Consider the following 16,083-nt stretch of genomic DNA (forward strand, 5'->3'; position numbering starts at 1 on the left):
CCATGCAGGTGTTAATCGTAAAAACCTCCTCAATGGGGGACGTGCTGCATACGCTGCCCGCCCTGACCGACGCGCTGCAGGCCATTCCCGATATCCGCTTCGACTGGGTGGTGGAAGAAGGTTTCAGCCAAATCCCGACCTGGCACCCGGCGGTGGATCGCGTGATCCCGGTGGCCATTCGCCGCTGGCGCAAGAACTGGTTCGGCAACGACACCCGGCAACAGCGCTGCGACTTCAAGCGCGCGCTGCAAGAACGCCGTTATGACGTAGTGATCGACGCGCAGGGCCTGATCAAAAGCGCCGCGCTGATCACGCGCATCGCCAAAGGCAACAAACATGGCCTGGACTGCAAGAGCGCGCGCGAGCCGTTCGCCAGCTGGTTCTACAACGTGCGCCATGAGATAGACAAGCAGCAGCACGCGGTGGAACGCACGCGCGAACTGTTCGCCAAAAGCCTTGGCTACGATAAACCGGGCAGCTACGGCGATTACGCCATCGCCGCGCGCTTTCTCAGCAGCCCGCCGGCCGATGCCGGGCGGTATTTGGTGTTTTTGCACGCGACGACGCGTGACGACAAGCACTGGCCGGAGCAAAACTGGCGCGAGCTGATCGCGCTGACGGCCGACAGCGGGTTGAAGATCAAACTGCCGTGGGGTGCAGAGCATGAACATCAGCGCGCGCTGCGCTTGGCGGAAGGTTTTTCACATGTCGAAGTGCTGCCGAAGCTCAGCCTGCAGCAGGTGGCCGAGGTGCTGGCCGGCGCCAAGGGCGTGGTCTCGGTCGACACCGGGCTCAGCCATTTGACCGCCGCGCTCGACAAACCGAACATCACGCTGTTCGGGCCGACCGATCCCGGCCTGATCGGCGGCTACGGGCAAAATCAGCACTCGTTGATTTCGCCGGAAAAAAGCATGGCGACAATCGACGCCGATACGGCATGGCAGGCGTTGCAAAAGGTTATAGCATGAAAAAACTGCACATTATCAACCTGGGTAAAATGGGCGGCGTCGAACGCCTGTTCCTGCAGTACATCAACGATACCACCGACGGCAGCAACCAGGTCTTGTGCATCAGCGGCGACATTGGCGAAGAAATCCGCCGCCAGTTGCCTGCGCATCAGCCCGTCACCTTCGCCAACCGCCTGATCAATGCGCTGCCGTTGCGCTGCCCGCAGTTCCTGCGCAAATTTTTGCTGAAGTGGAAAATCGAGCGGGCGAACGCCGACGTGGTGATCGTCTGGGACCTGGTGCCGGGGCTGGCGGCCAAACCCAAACGTGGCAAGCTGGTTTACTACGATCACGGCTGCTCCTGGCGTTACCCCAAGAATAAAAAGACGCTGCGTTTCTTCGCCATGCTGGACGGCGTCATTTCCGCCTCACACGCGTCGAAGCGAGTGATGGAACTGCGCTTTAATCTGCCTTGCCCAAATCACGTGGTGATCAACCGCATCAAAACGCCGGCGGGAATCGACACTGCGCCGAAAACCCTGTCGCAGCCGGTCAGGATCGGTACTGCCTCACGCCTGGTCAGCCTGAAAGGCATCAGCGTGTCATTATTGATGATGCAGGAACTGCTGCGGCGCGGGCATGACGTCACGCTGGAAGTGGCCGGCAAAGGGCCGGATCGCGCGGCGTTCGAGGCGCTGGCGGCCCGGCTACAGCTCGGCGATCGCGTCACCTTCAGCGGTTATCAGGATGACGTCGCCGGCTTCTTCAATCGCACGCACATCTACATGAGCACGCCGATCACCGAGCCGTTCGGCTTGTCCTGCATGGAATCGCTCTATTTCGGCGTGCCGGTCATCTTCCCGCAGGTCGACGGCCAGCCGGAAGCGGTGAAAGACGGGGTCTGCGGCATTGGCCTGACGCCGTCGGTCACCATCGAACAACACCGGCAGCTCACCGATATCGAGGTCGACTTCCCGCATGAGGTCTACGATCCGTTGACCGACAGCCTGGTCGCGCCCAAGCTGCTGTCGCATATCGACTGTGCGGATGCCGTTGAGAAATTGCTGGAGCGAGAAACCTACCAGACTCTGAGCCGAAATGCGCAGCGCTATCCTGCGGAACATTTTAACTATGCTCAGTTCAAAGTTGAATTCGACGACACGCTGCGATCCTTTATCGCTTAATTGAAACGTGAGCCGGAAAATACGCCCGATGCTAAAACACAGAACGCCGCACCCTGCCTTCAGCTATCTGATCTATCTGGGGTGCGCTATCGCTTTTTGCACCATTCCTTTCGGTTCCGCGACCGGACGCAATCTGTTTTACGTTTCCAGCTACATCGCCTTTATCGCCGTTTGCCTGTACCCGCGCTACTACTTCAGCAACGTTAGAAACCTGCTGCTGCCCGCGCTGATGTTCAGCGTGGGCATGGGAACCATCCTCTGGATGCATCACTTCAAACAGCCGGGTGAGTACATCAATATTTATCGCTCTTATATGTCGACCGGCAAACTGCAGCTCGCGACCGCTTTCATCTTGCTGATTGCGCTCAATGAGCGGTTGTGCGTACAGCGCCTGCTGATCGTTGTGGCTCTCGCCACCGGTCTGGCGATCAACGGTTATTCCCTCTATCAGGGGCTGCGTCTGGATATCCCGCGCGTAGAGCTCAACTTCGATCGCGCCACGGTCGCCGCCTATCTGATGACCGCCATCGATCTGGTCATGATGCAAGCCATCCTGATGCTGCGCACCCGCTACCGCCTGGTGTTGTACATTGCGGCATTCCTGCTGTCCTTCTCTGCGCTGGTGCTCACCGGCACGCGCGCGGCCATGTTGGTCTATCCGGTGGCGGTCTGCCTGTCGCTGCTGGCCACCAAGCAGTTGGTTTCCAGAAAACACAAGCTTGCGTTGGTGGCCTCGGTACCGCTGCTGCTCGTAGCCTGCGGCCTGGTGTTTAAACCGCAGATAGAAGAACGCATTCAGGCTTTTGAGACCGACATGCGCCTGATGGACCAGCCGCAGACTGAAAACTCCATCATTTCCCGGCTGTCGATGCAAACGCTGGCATGGCATACCGGGTCACAAGCCCCGTGGGGCCAATCCGCCGAACAGCGCGGCGAAGAGATCCGTGCGATGGTCGCACAGCAACCCCGCCTGTCTGGCGTCATGCCCTACATCAACGTCCACCTGCACAACGAGCTGCTGGAAACTTACTCGCTCAAGGGCGTCTGGGGTGTACTGCTGCTGCTGGCGCTGTATGTCAGCCTGTTTTTCTCTTCCTTCCGGCCACAGCGCAACGCGCTGCTGCTGAGCGTCAGCGCCAGCCTGTTCGTTTACGGCCTGAGCGACGTCATCTTCTTCAGCACGGAAGGTACCGCCATGTTCGGCCTGGCGCTGATCGCCGCCGTTCTTTCCGTCACGAAACAGCCCCCTGTTCAGGAGCCCACCCCGTGAATCCTCAGCAGCCGCTGCTCAGCGTTATCGTGCCGTTTTATAATAACGAAGCGTTCGTTATCGCTGCGCTGGATTCGTTATTTGCACAGATTAGCGACGATATCGAGGTGGTGATCATCGACGATGGCTCCACCGACGCCTCCGGCGCACTGGTCAGCCAATATCTGGCGCAGCGGCGGCACCCGCGCGTGGTCTTTACTTCACAGGCCAACGGCGGCATTGCGCACGCCCGCAACGTCGGCTTACGTCTGGCCACCGGACGCTATATCACCTTCCTCGACGGCGACGATCTGCTGAGCGACGACTATCTAGCGATCCTGCGCCCCCAGCTTACCGCCGGTGAATATGATCTGATCGATTTTAATTATCAGAAGTTCACCGAGCATCCGCCGACACCGGATAACCGCGCGGCGCGGCCCGTAGCCTACGACTTTTCACAATTGGGGCTGGGCAGCCTGCAACCGCTGTTTGCACGCTCGATGTGGCATCTCTGGAGCCGGGTATATAAACGCACGCTGCTGGCAGGGGAAGCGTTCGAAGAAGGCAGGCGCTACGAAGACGTAATTTTTACGCCTTTTCAGTATTTCAAAACTCGCCGCATCGCCCATCTTGACGGCGAACTCTACTTCTATCGGGACAACAGCCAGGGCATCACCCGCAATATCAAACCCAAAGATATTGAAGATATGTTGTTCGCCATGGAGAAGATGCTGCGTTTTGTGGCGCAGCATCCCGGGGATGAGCCGCTGCGCCGGTTGGCCGCCCTGATGCTGGCCAACTGCTTTTCCGAGGTGAAAAGCATGTCGAAGGCGGTCTACGGCTATTACCATTACGCGCCGGCAACGCTGCACATCCTGCGCCGCGCCGCCGACGTCTGCCGCAACAGCGACGTGCCGGGCAAAAAAGTCCGCCAGATGCGCTATGCGCGAGTGGATACCTTTCTTTCTAAGCTGCGCGGGCGCAGGCCGCGCTAACCGCATCGGCCTGGCGGCCGATGGGTCGTCTCGCCTTTAGCGCGCTAAAGGCACGTGTGCGACCAGCTCGTCATAAATCCGCTGCGGTTGGATGACCCCCATCGGGCTTTCCGCCTCCAGCGGCATCGTATAACCGGTACGCGACACCTGAATGATGCGGTGCAGTTCAGCATCCTGAATCGGCCCGGTGGAGCGTGAGTCGGCGGTCACGAACAGGCTGATGGTTTTCACCTTCAACGCCACCGCCAGGTGCAGCGGCCCGGTATCGCCGGTGACCAGAACATGGAAACTGTCGATCAACGTCAGCAAGCCTTGCAGCCCCGTTTTACCGATCTGGTTATCCACGCAGGCCTGCGTTTGCGGGCCGATCAGGCTCATAAACTGTTTGGCCTTGCCGTCGTCAAACGGTGCGCCAATCAGCACGATGCGTACATTAGGGTGCTTCGCCACCAGCTCATCGGCCAGCCGCGCATAGTGCGAAACCGGCCAGCAACGCGACTCCGTAGATGCCCCCAATTGAAACCCGATGGTGGGATGCTCGCTGCTTTTGACGCCGCGCTGATAATCCACGGGAATTTCCATCGTCGGATCGTCGCTGCGGCAGCCCAAAATGGAAATCAGCTCCAGCTTGCGGCGCACGAAGTGGCCGTAATAATGGAAGACATAGTTGGTCAGCCAAGGCTCCAGCCCGCAAATGCCCGAACTGTAGTTATCGCGGATAATGTACTTCGCCCCGGCCAGTACGGCGCTGATGATGTCATAAGGCAGGTGGGAGTGCAGAATCAGCGCCAAATCCGGCTGATGTTCGCGCAGCGATTTCAGCAACGGGCGGATCGTCTTGATCTTGCTGTCCCAATACACCACGCGATCGTAATAGCGGCCGTTTTCCACCAGCTCGCGGTTTTTCTTGTGCACCACCAGTGTGATGTGTGCGTTGGGGTAGCGTTCCCGCATCGCCCTCAATGCCGGCGTGTTGAACATGAAGTCGCCCAACGCCGTGGTGGAATAGATGACGATATTGTCAAACTGCTGGGCGCCGTCGAACGTCGTCTTATCCTGAAAACGACCGTACTTCGCCGTATAGCGCCGCAAGAACCAGTCGGCAACCTTGATTTTCCATTTTTTCGACATGTGCGTGCTTAATTCGCTTTAAGTTGATAATACTCGGCCAGCGTCATGCCCACCGTGCGCTGCTGCAGCCAGTCAAACAGCTGTTCCAGATCGCGGTACAGCACTTCGATATCCTGCTCGGTTTTGAACGTCGGGCTGCCGCCCGGCATAAACTCGGAGGAGTGCAGCATAAATTCGACGTAGTCATGCCCCTGCGCCAGCGACGCTTCAGCCACCCCTATCATCTTGGCCACGTTGCCGCCACTTGGCCGCAGCCAGTTGACGGACGGCGAACGCCGCTTGCCGCGCAGCCGATCATAACCTTGCTTGAACGCGTTCATCAGCGCCGAGTGCTTGTACTGAATGCTCATCGGCACTTCCAGCAGCGCCGAAGCGCCCGGTTTGGCAATGTTCTGCGGATCGATGAAATAGGCCTGCGACGGGAACCGGCTGTAATCGGTGCCGCCGTTGCCCTGCGGATTGCCCGGCGAAAACTGCCAGTTGACGCGCGGCGTCACCGAACAGTCCACCTGATAGCCATACTCCAGCAGCAGCGAGGCATAATATTCGTTGAACGCCCAGCGGCCGGCGCGATGGCTGAGCATTTTGGTCTGGAAGGCATCTTCCAGCAGCTTGGTCATGTGATCGACCTTGGCGCGGATCTGATCGGCGGGATACTCGATCAAATACGGTTTGTGGCGCCAGTCGTCGTCGGTGAGCGGCGTTAGCGGCGGGCTGTTCCAGGCGTGCAGGTGCATGCCGACTTCACCCGCGCCGCGGGCGATCACGTCACGCGCGAACTCGACGTAAGCCGGATCCATCGCCATTTCATAGTTGGTGAGATAAACCGGTTTGAAGGCGTATTTTTCGCACAATGCCTGAAAGCGCGGCAAGAAACGCGTGTTTTCGGTCGCGATGCGATCGTGGTTTTGCCACAGATTATCGCCTTCGGTATCAATGGTGATGAGAAACGCCGGTTTAGTCATGAATATCGAGCCTGATATCAACAGAATGCACTATGTTACGCAGCCCGTTTCGCCAGGGCAAACGACTTTGCTGCCTGGTTTGGACAACATTGAAACGCATTCGTCCCCGGCTAGGCGATTTTTTTGCGGCCCGGCAAGAAAACCTTGCAACAGTAGCCACATGCGATCGGGTCATTTAGAATCAAAGATTGGTTTCCCAGAAAGCGACTCATGATGAACGACGCGCCAGCCCCAACTTCCGCCCCATCCGTACAGCGTATTTTGATCATAAAACTGCGCCATCACGGCGATATGCTGCTGGTCACGCCGGTCATCAGCAGCCTGCGGCAAAACTACCCGCAGGCGCAGATCGATGTGCTGCTGTATCAGGAAACGCAGGAGATGCTGGCCAGTAATCCGGAACTGTCGACGCTGTTCGCCATCGACCGCCAATGGAAAAAACAGGGTGCCCGCGCACATCTGGGGCACGAGCTGGCGCTGCTGCGCCGCCTGAAGGCGCAGCGCTACGATCTGGTGGTCAACCTGGCCGATCAGTGGCGCAGCGCCATCCTCACGCGCCTGACCGGCGCGCGCATCCGTCTGGGCTTCGATTTCCCCAAACGTCGCGGCTTCCTGTGGCGCCACTGCCACACGCAGCTGGTGCCGGTCGACAATCACGCCCACCTGCATACCGTCGAACAAAACCTCTCGCTGCTGGCGCCGCTGAACCTGCCCGCGCTCAGTGATCATGTGACCATGAGTTACGATCCGCAGGATTGGCAGGCATGTGAGCAACGGTTACAGAAACAGGGCGTCACCGGCAGTTATATTGTGGTGCAGCCCACCTCGCGCTGGTTCTTCAAATGCTGGAGCGAAGAGAAAATGGCCGCCACCCTCACCGCCTTGCAGGCCGACGGCCACCAGCTGGTGATCACCTCCGGCCCCGACGCCAGAGAACAAGCCATGGTAGAGCGCATTTTGGCGCTCTGCCCGCCGCAGGGCGTGATTTCGTTAGCCGGCCAGCTGACGCTGCGCCAGTTGGCCGCCCTGATCGACCACGCCAAGCTGTTTATCGGCGTGGATTCGGTGCCGATGCACATGGCCGCCGCGCTGCACACGCCGTGCGTAGCGCTGTTCGGCCCTTCCAAGCTGACTTTCTGGCGGCCGTGGCAGGCTACCGGCGCCGTGATCTGGGCCGGCGACTTCGGCGAACTGCCCGATCCGGACGCCATCGATACCGGCACCGACGAACGGTATCTCGACCTTATTCCTACAGACGCGGTGATTGCAGCCGCGCGGAGCACGCTGGCATGAAAGCATTTCGTTTGGCGATCGTTCGCCAAAAATACCGCCCGGACGGCGGAGCCGAACGTTTCGTTTCCCGCGCCCTGGAGGCGCTGGAGCAACAGGATCTCGATCTGAACGTCATCACCCGCGAATGGCAGGGTGACGCCAATCCCAACTGGCATATCCACCTGTGCAACCCGCTAAAACTCGGCCGCATCAGCCGCGAACGGGGCTTCGCCGTGGCGGCCAGGGCGCTGTGGCAGAAAGAGCATTTTGATCTGGTGCAAAGCCACGAGCGCATTCCCGGCTGCGACATCTACCGCGCCGGCGACGGCGTACACCGCCGCTGGCTGCTGCAACGCGCGCGTCTGCTGCCGGAATGGCGCCGCAAATGGCTGTTCTCCAACCGTTATCACCGCTATGTGATGTGCGCCGAACGCGCCATGTATGCCGCACCGGAGCTGAAAGCCGTCATCTGCAACGCCGAGATGATCAAGCAGGAAATCATCGCGGACTTTGGCGTGCCCGCCGAAAAAATCACGGTGATCTATAACGCCATCGATAATCAAAAGTTCCCGCCCGCCGACGAGGCCCTGCGCCAACGTCTGCGCGAGCAGTATCAGATCCCGCAACAGGCGCACTGCCTGATCTTCGTCGGTTCCGGCTTTGAGCGCAAAGGGCTGGCGGCCGCCATCCGCGCCGTGGCAGCGACCGACAGCCACCTGTTGGTGGTCGGCAAAGACAAGGCCGAAAAACGCTACCGGGCGCTGGCACAGTCGCTGGGCTGCAGCGATCGGGTTCACTTTATGGGCGTGCAGAAGCAGACCTTGCCGTTTTATCAGGCCGCAGATGCGCTGCTGCTGCCGACGCTGTACGATCCGTTCCCGAATGTGATTCTGGAAGCGATGTCGTGCGGCCTGCCGGTTATCACCAGCACCACCTGCGGCGGCGCCGAGTTTATCACCCCCGGCCAGAACGGCTTCGTGACCGATGCGCTCGACGTACCGGCCATCGCGGAGGCCATTCGCGCGCTGCCGCGCCAGGCGCTGGGATCATCCATGGGCGAAGCGGCAAGATTGCGTATTATGCCGGCTACGCCGGCGCATCTGTCCGAACAGCTTATTTCCCTCTATAACCGGTTACTGGATTAGCTATGCGTATTCTGATGATCATCGACGGCCTGCCGGGAGGCGGCGCGGAAAAAGTGGTGCTGACCCTGTGCCAGGGCATGCAGCAACAGGGGCATGACGTCAGTCTGATCTCGCTGCGCGACGTCTGCAATTACCCTATCCCGCCGGGCATTGATTATCAGGTGGTGGCCGATCGCAGCCGCGCCCCCTGGCGCAAGCTGACCGAGCTGTCGCGCCGCGCCGGCGCGCTGGATCGGGCGATAGCCGAACACGAGCGCCAACACGGCGCGTTCGATCTGGTGTTCTCCAACCTGCATAAAACCGATCGCATCGTCAGCCGCAGCAAGCGGTTGGCCGCGGATCGCCTGTGGTTCTGCATTCACGGCATTCTCTCCACCTCCTACCTCGGCCACCGCAAGGGCCTGGATCGCTGGCTGAAGCAACGCAAAATCGCCAACGTTTACCAGGGAAGAAATATCGTCGCCGTTTCACGGGCGGTCAGCGACGATCTGCAGCAGAACTTGCCGATCCGCCCGCGCCGGCTGGCGGTCATCAACAACCCGTTCGATATCGACGCCATCCAGCAACAGGCGGCGATGCCTTGCGAACTGGCCGGCCAGGACTATCTGGTGCACGTCGGCCGCTTTCACGCCACCAAGCGGCATGACCGCCTGCTGAAAGCCTATGCGTACTCCGGCATTCAGGCGCCGCTGGCCTTGATCGGCGCCGGGGACGACGCCAGAGTCGCCGAGGTCAAACGTCTGGCGACAGACCTGGGCATTGCAGAGCGCGTGCTGTTTCTCGGTTTCCAGGCTAATCCCTACCCGTTTATTCTCCATGCCTCGCTGCTGGTGCTCAGCTCCGACAGCGAAGGGTTTGGCAACGTGCTGGTAGAATCGCTGCTGTGCGGCACACCGGTGGTCAGCACCCGTTGTCCGGGTGGCCCTGCGGAAATTCTGGAAAAAGCCGGCATGGCTAACGCGCTGGCGGAATTAAACGAAGCGTCGCTGGCAGAAAAAATGGCGGAGATTTACGCCAATCCGCCGCAGATAAATCAACAGCAATTGCTGAGCTATGGGCTTGAGCCTATTTGCCGCCAATATCTGGAACTGGAAAGAAAATAATAAAGAATGAAATAAGGCAGGGGATGCCTGCCTTATTTTCTTCGCTAGCTGAGCGCCTGCATTTTCTGCCAAACCTCATCGACAGAAACATCCTCACAGTGCCCCGACTCACTTTGCAAAATATGATGACGGCCGGTCCATGGATGCCAGGAGGCTTTATCGGTATCGCCAAAGAACACTACCATGTCCTTATTCAACGCAGCGGCAAGATGCATCTGCCCACCGTCGCTGCACAGCACCCGGTCGCATAAATCAAACCCGCCCAACAGCTCACGCACCGACGCCGTCGGATAAAGCGCGACGCGTTCGTTTTGACACAGCGCCAGCAGCTGTTCGGCGCGCTGCTGGTCGCCGATGTCGTCCGGCGCCAGCGTGCCCTGCGGCGACCAGAAGATCAGCACGCCGGTGTGGGGATCGGCAACCAGACGGTTGATGATTTCGGCATAGCGTTCAACCGGCCAACGCCTTTTCGGGCTGCGGCTGCTGATATGCACGGCGCATATCCGTTCGACCGGCGGCAGACGCTCCTGCAGCCGTTGCGCCGCCAATTGCCGCTCTTCAGGCGTCAGAAACACCCGCACCGGCGGGATCGGAATGGATTGATCGGTTATCGCCGATAAATAGCTGTAGGTATGTTCGACCTGATGTTGACCGTTGAAATCGTCCTTGCGGAACGGGCGATGAATATCTTTCGTGCCCAAATCGGCGCCGATGATATGGGTGGCGCCAGCCATTTTCGCTAAACGCAAACTGTATTTGCAAGGCACCGGGTTAGCCAGAATGACCGCATCGAATTTTATTTTGCGCAGCTTCAGGAAGATCATCAGACGCTCGAAATAAACGCCCAGCGTCGTTTCATTTTTCGCCTTGTGCTTGGCCTTTTTATAGACAAAGACTTTCTCGAGATGAGGGTTGTTTTTAACGACGTCCTGGCTGACTTTATTGATCAGCAGATAAACTTTTGCGTCCGGATAGGCAATTTTCACCCCTTCAATCAAGGGCGTGGTGCAAACAAGATCGCCGATGTTATCGCGGCGAATAATTAAAATATTCTTCATTCCGAGCCTGTCGGCGAAATCGCTCGCCGGTTGTCTGAAACTGACACCCAAGGTTACCAAATTAGCGCCTTTCCCTTCCAGTTATGGTACTATTCCGAATAACCCATATAAATGAAATTGATAGAATGTTGCTGCGTTTATATCAGGTACTACTCTACCTCATCCAACCCCTGATCTGGCTCCGCTTACTGCTGCGCAGCCGCAAAGCTCCAGCCTACCGTAAACGCTGGGCGGAACGCTATGGCTTCTGCGCCGGGAAAGTCGTGCCAGGCGGCATCATGCTGCATTCCGTCTCCGTCGGCGAAACGCTGGCGGCCATCCCGCTGGTGCGGGCGCTGCGCCATCGTTACCCCGCTTTGCCGATAACTGTGACCACAATGACCCCAACAGGTTCAGAACGCGTCCAGTCCGCTTTCGGCAAAGACGTGCATCATGTCTATCTGCCCTACGATCTGCCCGGCTCCATGAACCGCTTCCTCGATCAGGTGAATCCCAAGCTGGTGATCATCATGGAAACCGAGCTGTGGCCCAACCTGATCAACGCGCTGCATCAGCGGCAGATCCCCCTGGTGATCGCCAATGCGCGCCTGTCGGCCCGCTCCGCCGCCGGCTATAAGAAAATTGGCGGGTTCATGCGCGATATGCTGCGCCGCATCACGCTGATCGCCGCCCAAAACCAGGAAGACGGCGATCGGTTTATCGAGCTGGGCCTGAAGCGCTCGCAGCTGGCCGTGACCGGCAGCCTGAAGTTCGATATCTCCGTCACCCCGGAGCTGGCCGCCCGCGCCGTTACGCTGCGCCGCCAATGGGCGCCGCGCCGCCCGGTGTGGATCGCCACCAGTACCCATGACGGGGAAGAAACCATCCTGCTGGAAGCGCACCGCAAACTGCTGGAAAAACACCCCGATCTGCTGCTGATCCTGGTGCCGCGTCACCCGGAGCGCTTCCCGACCGCCAAGGAGCTGGTGCAGAAAGCCGGCTTCAGCTACACCCTGCGCAGCAGCGGCGAAATTCCGTCCGGCAGCACCCAGGTGGTGATCGGCGATACCATGGGCGAGCTGATGCTGCTGTACGGCATCGCCGATCTGGCCTTTGTCGGCGGCAGCCTGGTGGAACGCGGCGGACATAACCCGCTGGAAGCCGCCGCGCATGCCATCCCGGTGTTGATGGGCCCGCATACCTTCAACTTCAAAGACATCTGCGCCAAGCTTTCGCAGGCCGAAGGCCTGATCACTGTGACCGACGTGGATTCGCTGGTGAAGGAAGTGGAAACCCTGCTGACCGACGAAGACTACCGCCGCTACTACGGCCGCCATGCGGTGGAAGTGCTGTATCAGAATCAGGGAGCGTTGCAGCGCCTGCTGCAGCTGCTGGAACCGCACCTGCCGCCCCGGAGCCACTAAATGAGCAGCCGCAAAAGCCTGTCGGTGGTGATGATCGCCAAAAACGAAGCCGGGCTGTTGCCGGACTGTCTGCGTTCGGTCGAGTGGGCCGATGAAATCATCGTGCTGGACTCCGGCAGCGAGGACGACAGCGTCGCCATCGCCGAAAGCCTGGGCGCCAAAGTCTTCACGCACACCGACTGGCAAGGGTTCGGCAAGCAGCGCCAGCTGGCGCAAAGCTACGCCAGCCATGACTACGTTTTGATGATCGACGCCGACGAACGCGTCACGCCCGAGCTGCGGCAATCCATCGAACGGGTGTTGAACGCGCCGGACGACGGCGCCGTCTACAGCTGTGCGCGGCGCAATCTGTTCCTTGGCCGCTTCATGCGCCACAGCGGCTGGTATCCCGACCGCGTCAACCGCCTGTACGCCAACCGACGCTATCGCTATAACGACGATCTGGTGCACGAATCGCTGAACATCGGCGGCGCCAAAGTGATCCCCCTCAGCGGCGATATGCTGCACCTGACCTGCCGCGATTTCTTCGCCTTCCAGCGTAAACAGCTGCGCTACGCCGAAGAATGGGCTACGCAACGCCACCGGGCCGGCAAGCGTTGCGGCTACCTGTCTATCCTGACCCACACGCTCGGCGCCTTCGTCAAAACCTGGCTGCTGCGGGCCGGCTTCCTCGACGGTAAACAGGGGTTGCTGTTAGCGGTGGTCAACGCGCAATATACCTTCAATAAATATGCCGCATTATGGGCATTGGGCCGCAACTACTCAGAGAAGTGAATCATGACCAGCAAAGCCATCTATCCCGGGACCTTCGATCCCATGACCAACGGCCACCTGGATTTAGTGACGCGCGCGTCACTGATGTTCGATCACGTGATTCTGGCCATCGCCGCCAGCCCGAGCAAAAAGCCGCTGTTCAGCCTGGATGAACGCGTGGCGTTGGCGACGCAGGTCACCTCGCATCTGGACAATGTGGAAGTGCTGGGCTTCAGCGAGCTGATGGCGCACTTTGCCGCTCACCAAAATGCCAATATCCTGGTGCGCGGCCTGCGTGCAGTGTCTGACTTTGAATACGAATTGCAGCTGGCGAACATGAACCGCCATTTGATGCCGACGCTAGAAAGCGTGTTCCTGATGCCTTCCGAAGAGTGGTCGTTCATCTCCTCCTCACTGGTGAAGGAGGTCGCCCGTCACGGCGGCGATATCGCGCCTTTCCTGCCTGACGTGGTCACCCAGGCACTGATGGCGAAGCTCGCCGCCGAGTGATGCTCAGCGCTGGCAGCGGCGGCAAAAGAAGGTGCTGCGCTGCCCGTGCTTGGCCGATTCGATCGGCGTACCGCACGCGCGGCACGGCTCTCCCGCCCGCCCGTAAACCTGCAGTTCCTGCGCGAAATACCCCGGTTTGCCGTCAGACTGCAAAAAGTCGCGCAATGTCGTGCCGCCCTGCTCGATAGAGCGCTGCAACACCGCCTTGATGGTCTGCGCCAGCAGCGCCGCTTCGGCTTTGCTCAAGGATCCCGCCGGACGATCGGGCAGGATCCCGGCGCTGAACAGCGATTCGCTGGCGTAAATATTGCCGACCCCAACCACCAGCTTGTTATCCATCAGCCACGGTTTGATCAGCGTGCGCTTATTGCGTGATTTTTCATACAGGTAGTCGCCGTTGAACGCTTCGCTCAGCGGTTCCGGCCCCAGATGCGCCAACACGCTGCTGGTCGCCAAATCTTCGCACCACAGCCAGGCGCCGAAACGGCGCGGATCGGTATAGCGCAGGATCATGCCGTTGCTGATCACCAGATCGACGTGGTCGTGTTTGCCGGCTTCGTCTTCGTTTTCCTCGCGCAGCATGCGCAGGCTGCCCGACATGCCCAGGTGCACGATAATCCAACCGTTCTCCAGCTCGATCAGCAGGTATTTGGCCCGGCGCTGCACGCTGAGCACCGGCCGATCGCTCAGCGTCAGGATCTGCTCGGAAACCGGCCAGCGCAGGCGCGCGTTGCGCACCACCGCATACTGAATGCTGTGGCCGACAAGATAAGGCTCTATACCGCGTCTGCTCGTCTCAACTTCCGGTAATTCAGGCATCTGGCTTCCCCTCCGACGTTTTCTACCCTTTATAAAACAAAAAACCCGGCCAAGGCCGGGTTTTTCATTAATCCACTAAAATTATTTAATTTTAGCTTCTTTGTATACTACGTGCTGACGGACAACTGGATCGAATTTCTTCAGTTCCAATTTTTCCGGCTTAGTACGCTTGTTCTTCGTGGTGGTATAGAAGTGACCAGTACCAGCAGAAGAAACCAGCTTGATCTTCTCGCGAACACCTTTAGCCATGATTCAGTTCCTTAATACTTCTCACCACGGGCACGCAGATCGGCCAGAACCGTCTCAATACCCTTCTTATCGATAACACGCATACCTTTAGCAGATACACGCAGAGTTACAAAGCGCTTCTCAGCCTCAACCCAAAAACGGTGTGAGTGCAGGTTAGGCAGAAAACGGCGTTTGGTCGCGTTCATTGCGTGGGAACGGTTGTTACCGCTCACCGGGCGCTTGCCAGTAACTTGGCAGACTCGGGACATGTCTATTCTCCAAAAATCAAATCAGCTCGAGCTTCGTATAGGGTATGGCCGCCTCGTCAGGCTTTTAGAGCCCATCTCAGCAAACTTCATACTGAGGAGACTCTCGTCATCAGGTAGAAACCACACATCAGGTCAGAAACCTGCTGAGATAGGCTCTTGCGCCAAACCCAAGATTCTCAAAGGTGGCGTAGTATACGCTCTGAAGCGTAAGTGCTCAAGTCCCGAACAGCTAAAGATCCCACAAGGATCGCGAAAAAATCGCTTAAAGCCATCCGCGCTCGGCAAAAGAGACGCATTCACCCCGACCGATCACCAAATGATCAAGCACTCGGATCTCCAATAACTGACAGGCTTTCACCACCTGTTCCGTTATCAAGCGGTCGGCATGACTGGGTTCAGCCTTACCCGAAGGGTGATTATGCGCGAGAATCAGCGCGGCGGCATTAGCCTTCAACGCTTCGCGCACAATTTCTCTCGGGTAGACGACGACGCTGCTGATGGTACCAGCAAACATCTCCTGATGGCGAATAACCCGGTGCTGATTGTCTAAAAACAATACCAAAAAGACCTCCCGCTCGCGATGCGCCAGCAGGCTTTGCAGATAATGCTGAGTGACGCGCGGATTGAGCATGGCGTTTTCCTGCGACAAATGGCTGGAAAAGAAGCGCAGCGCCAGCTCGGCAATCGCCTGCAGCTGCGTATAGCTGGCGTCCCCCAGGCCTTTTTGGCTGCAAAAAGCCTGATGATCGGCCGACATCAGGTGATAAAGCGAGCCGAACCGGCGCAGCAGCTGCTCCGCCAGCTGCATCACGTGCACGCCGGGCAACCCGGTGCGCAAGAAAATGGCCAACAGCTCTGCGTCGGACAGCGCCGCCGCCCCCTGCATCAACAGCTTTTCACGCGGTGCCAGCGCGCCCGGCCAGCACGCCACAATCGAGTTGCTCATCGTGTTCCTCCCTGAAAGGGCTACAGCATGCCATGTGCCACCCGGCGCGTTCGACAGGTGTTTGATAACATTGCGAAGTGTTTCGCAAAGCACAATGTAACGCCCT

17 protein-coding genes are annotated in these 16,083 nt (G+C 58.8%); 10 read left to right on the forward strand and 7 right to left on the reverse strand.

The window, feature by feature from the left end:
- Positions 1-2 precede the first annotated feature (2 nt).
- Genes rfaC through ACJ8HH_RS23005 form a run of 4 tightly spaced genes read left to right on the forward strand, consistent with a single transcriptional unit; the run spans position 3 to position 4,375 of the window.
- Positions 3-968, forward strand: a complete 966-nt coding sequence (gene rfaC, locus ACJ8HH_RS22990; RefSeq protein ID WP_033636464.1) for a lipopolysaccharide heptosyltransferase RfaC — start codon at positions 3-5, stop codon at positions 966-968.
- Positions 965-2,131, forward strand: coding sequence for a glycosyltransferase (locus ACJ8HH_RS22995; RefSeq protein ID WP_033654528.1), 1,167 nt, complete (start codon positions 965-967; stop codon positions 2,129-2,131). Before rfaC ends, ACJ8HH_RS22995 begins: the two co-directional genes overlap by 4 nt.
- A gap of 28 nt (positions 2,132-2,159) precedes the next feature.
- Positions 2,160-3,401 (forward strand): O-antigen ligase family protein, encoded by a 1,242-nt coding sequence (locus ACJ8HH_RS23000; RefSeq protein ID WP_033649733.1) that lies wholly within the window; start codon positions 2,160-2,162, stop codon positions 3,399-3,401.
- Positions 3,398-4,375 carry a glycosyltransferase family 2 protein gene (locus tag ACJ8HH_RS23005; protein WP_039569542.1) on the forward strand — a complete coding sequence of 326 codons (978 nt, stop codon included), beginning with the start codon at positions 3,398-3,400 and terminating at the stop codon, positions 4,373-4,375. Before ACJ8HH_RS23000 ends, ACJ8HH_RS23005 begins: the two co-directional genes overlap by 4 nt.
- A 36-nt stretch (positions 4,376-4,411) precedes the next feature.
- Here ACJ8HH_RS23005 and ACJ8HH_RS23010 read toward each other — a convergent pair whose 3' ends face one another.
- Together ACJ8HH_RS23010 and ACJ8HH_RS23015 are read right to left on the reverse strand one after the other, a co-directional pair.
- Positions 4,412-5,506 carry a glycosyltransferase family 9 protein gene (locus ACJ8HH_RS23010; RefSeq protein ID WP_033636468.1) on the reverse strand — a complete coding sequence of 365 codons (1,095 nt, stop codon included), beginning with the start codon at positions 5,504-5,506 and terminating at the stop codon, positions 4,412-4,414.
- Between the two features lie 8 nt (positions 5,507-5,514).
- Positions 5,515-6,471: a polysaccharide deacetylase family protein gene (locus ACJ8HH_RS23015; RefSeq protein WP_033649735.1), complete on the reverse strand. Its 957-nt coding sequence runs from the start codon at positions 6,469-6,471 to the stop codon at positions 5,515-5,517.
- A gap of 210 nt (positions 6,472-6,681) precedes the next feature.
- On the opposite strand from ACJ8HH_RS23015, the gene rfaQ reads away from it, so the two are divergent.
- The 3 genes from rfaQ to ACJ8HH_RS23030 are packed head-to-tail and all read left to right on the forward strand — an operon-like array spanning position 6,682 to position 9,991.
- The gene (gene rfaQ / locus ACJ8HH_RS23020) at positions 6,682-7,764 is read left to right on the forward strand and encodes a putative lipopolysaccharide heptosyltransferase III (RefSeq protein WP_033649736.1); all 1,083 of its coding nucleotides are present in this window, start codon (positions 6,682-6,684) and stop codon (positions 7,762-7,764) included.
- Positions 7,761-8,888: a glycosyltransferase family 4 protein gene (locus tag ACJ8HH_RS23025; protein ID WP_033649737.1), complete on the forward strand. Its 1,128-nt coding sequence runs from the start codon at positions 7,761-7,763 to the stop codon at positions 8,886-8,888. The genes rfaQ and ACJ8HH_RS23025 overlap by 4 nt, the downstream gene beginning before the upstream one ends.
- Before the next feature lie 2 nt (positions 8,889-8,890).
- On the forward strand, positions 8,891-9,991 hold the full coding sequence (locus tag ACJ8HH_RS23030; protein WP_048322027.1) for a glycosyltransferase: 1,101 nt from the start codon (positions 8,891-8,893) through the stop codon (positions 9,989-9,991).
- A 44-nt stretch (positions 9,992-10,035) separates the two neighbouring features.
- On the opposite strand, the gene ACJ8HH_RS23035 is transcribed toward ACJ8HH_RS23030, so the two are convergent.
- Positions 10,036-11,049: a glycosyltransferase family 9 protein gene (locus ACJ8HH_RS23035; RefSeq protein ID WP_048322028.1), complete on the reverse strand. Its 1,014-nt coding sequence runs from the start codon at positions 11,047-11,049 to the stop codon at positions 10,036-10,038.
- Between the two features lie 125 nt (positions 11,050-11,174).
- Here ACJ8HH_RS23035 and waaA point away from each other — a divergent pair, with 125 nt between their 5' ends.
- The 3 genes from waaA to coaD are packed head-to-tail and all read left to right on the forward strand — an operon-like array spanning position 11,175 to position 13,715.
- Positions 11,175-12,452 (forward strand): lipid IV(A) 3-deoxy-D-manno-octulosonic acid transferase, encoded by a 1,278-nt coding sequence (waaA, locus tag ACJ8HH_RS23040; RefSeq protein WP_025304695.1) that lies wholly within the window; start codon positions 11,175-11,177, stop codon positions 12,450-12,452.
- Entirely contained in the window at positions 12,453-13,226 is a 774-nt protein-coding gene (locus tag ACJ8HH_RS23045) for a glycosyltransferase family 2 protein (RefSeq protein WP_041037400.1), read from the forward strand.
- A 3-nt stretch (positions 13,227-13,229) separates the two neighbouring features.
- Positions 13,230-13,715: a pantetheine-phosphate adenylyltransferase gene (gene coaD, locus ACJ8HH_RS23050; protein ID WP_004931181.1), complete on the forward strand. Its 486-nt coding sequence runs from the start codon at positions 13,230-13,232 to the stop codon at positions 13,713-13,715.
- A 3-nt stretch (positions 13,716-13,718) separates the two neighbouring features.
- Here coaD and mutM read toward each other — a convergent pair whose 3' ends face one another.
- The 4 genes from mutM to radC form a co-directional block, all read right to left on the reverse strand.
- Entirely contained in the window at positions 13,719-14,534 is an 816-nt protein-coding gene (gene mutM, locus ACJ8HH_RS23055; protein ID WP_033649742.1) for a bifunctional DNA-formamidopyrimidine glycosylase/DNA-(apurinic or apyrimidinic site) lyase, read from the reverse strand.
- An 81-nt stretch (positions 14,535-14,615) separates the two neighbouring features.
- Positions 14,616-14,783 (reverse strand): 50S ribosomal protein L33, encoded by a 168-nt coding sequence (gene rpmG / locus ACJ8HH_RS23060; protein ID WP_002442576.1) that lies wholly within the window; start codon positions 14,781-14,783, stop codon positions 14,616-14,618.
- Between the two features lie 11 nt (positions 14,784-14,794).
- Positions 14,795-15,031, reverse strand: a complete 237-nt coding sequence (gene rpmB, locus ACJ8HH_RS23065) for a 50S ribosomal protein L28 (RefSeq protein WP_004931195.1) — start codon at positions 15,029-15,031, stop codon at positions 14,795-14,797.
- 262 nt (positions 15,032-15,293) lie between these two features.
- Positions 15,294-15,977 carry a RadC family protein gene (radC, locus tag ACJ8HH_RS23070; protein WP_033654522.1) on the reverse strand — a complete coding sequence of 228 codons (684 nt, stop codon included), beginning with the start codon at positions 15,975-15,977 and terminating at the stop codon, positions 15,294-15,296.
- Between the last annotated feature and the right edge of the window lie 106 nt (positions 15,978-16,083).

The sequence above is a fragment of the Serratia sp. CY32780 genome (assembly GCF_052169135.1).
GTDB lineage: Bacteria > Pseudomonadota > Gammaproteobacteria > Enterobacterales > Enterobacteriaceae > Serratia > Serratia sarumanii.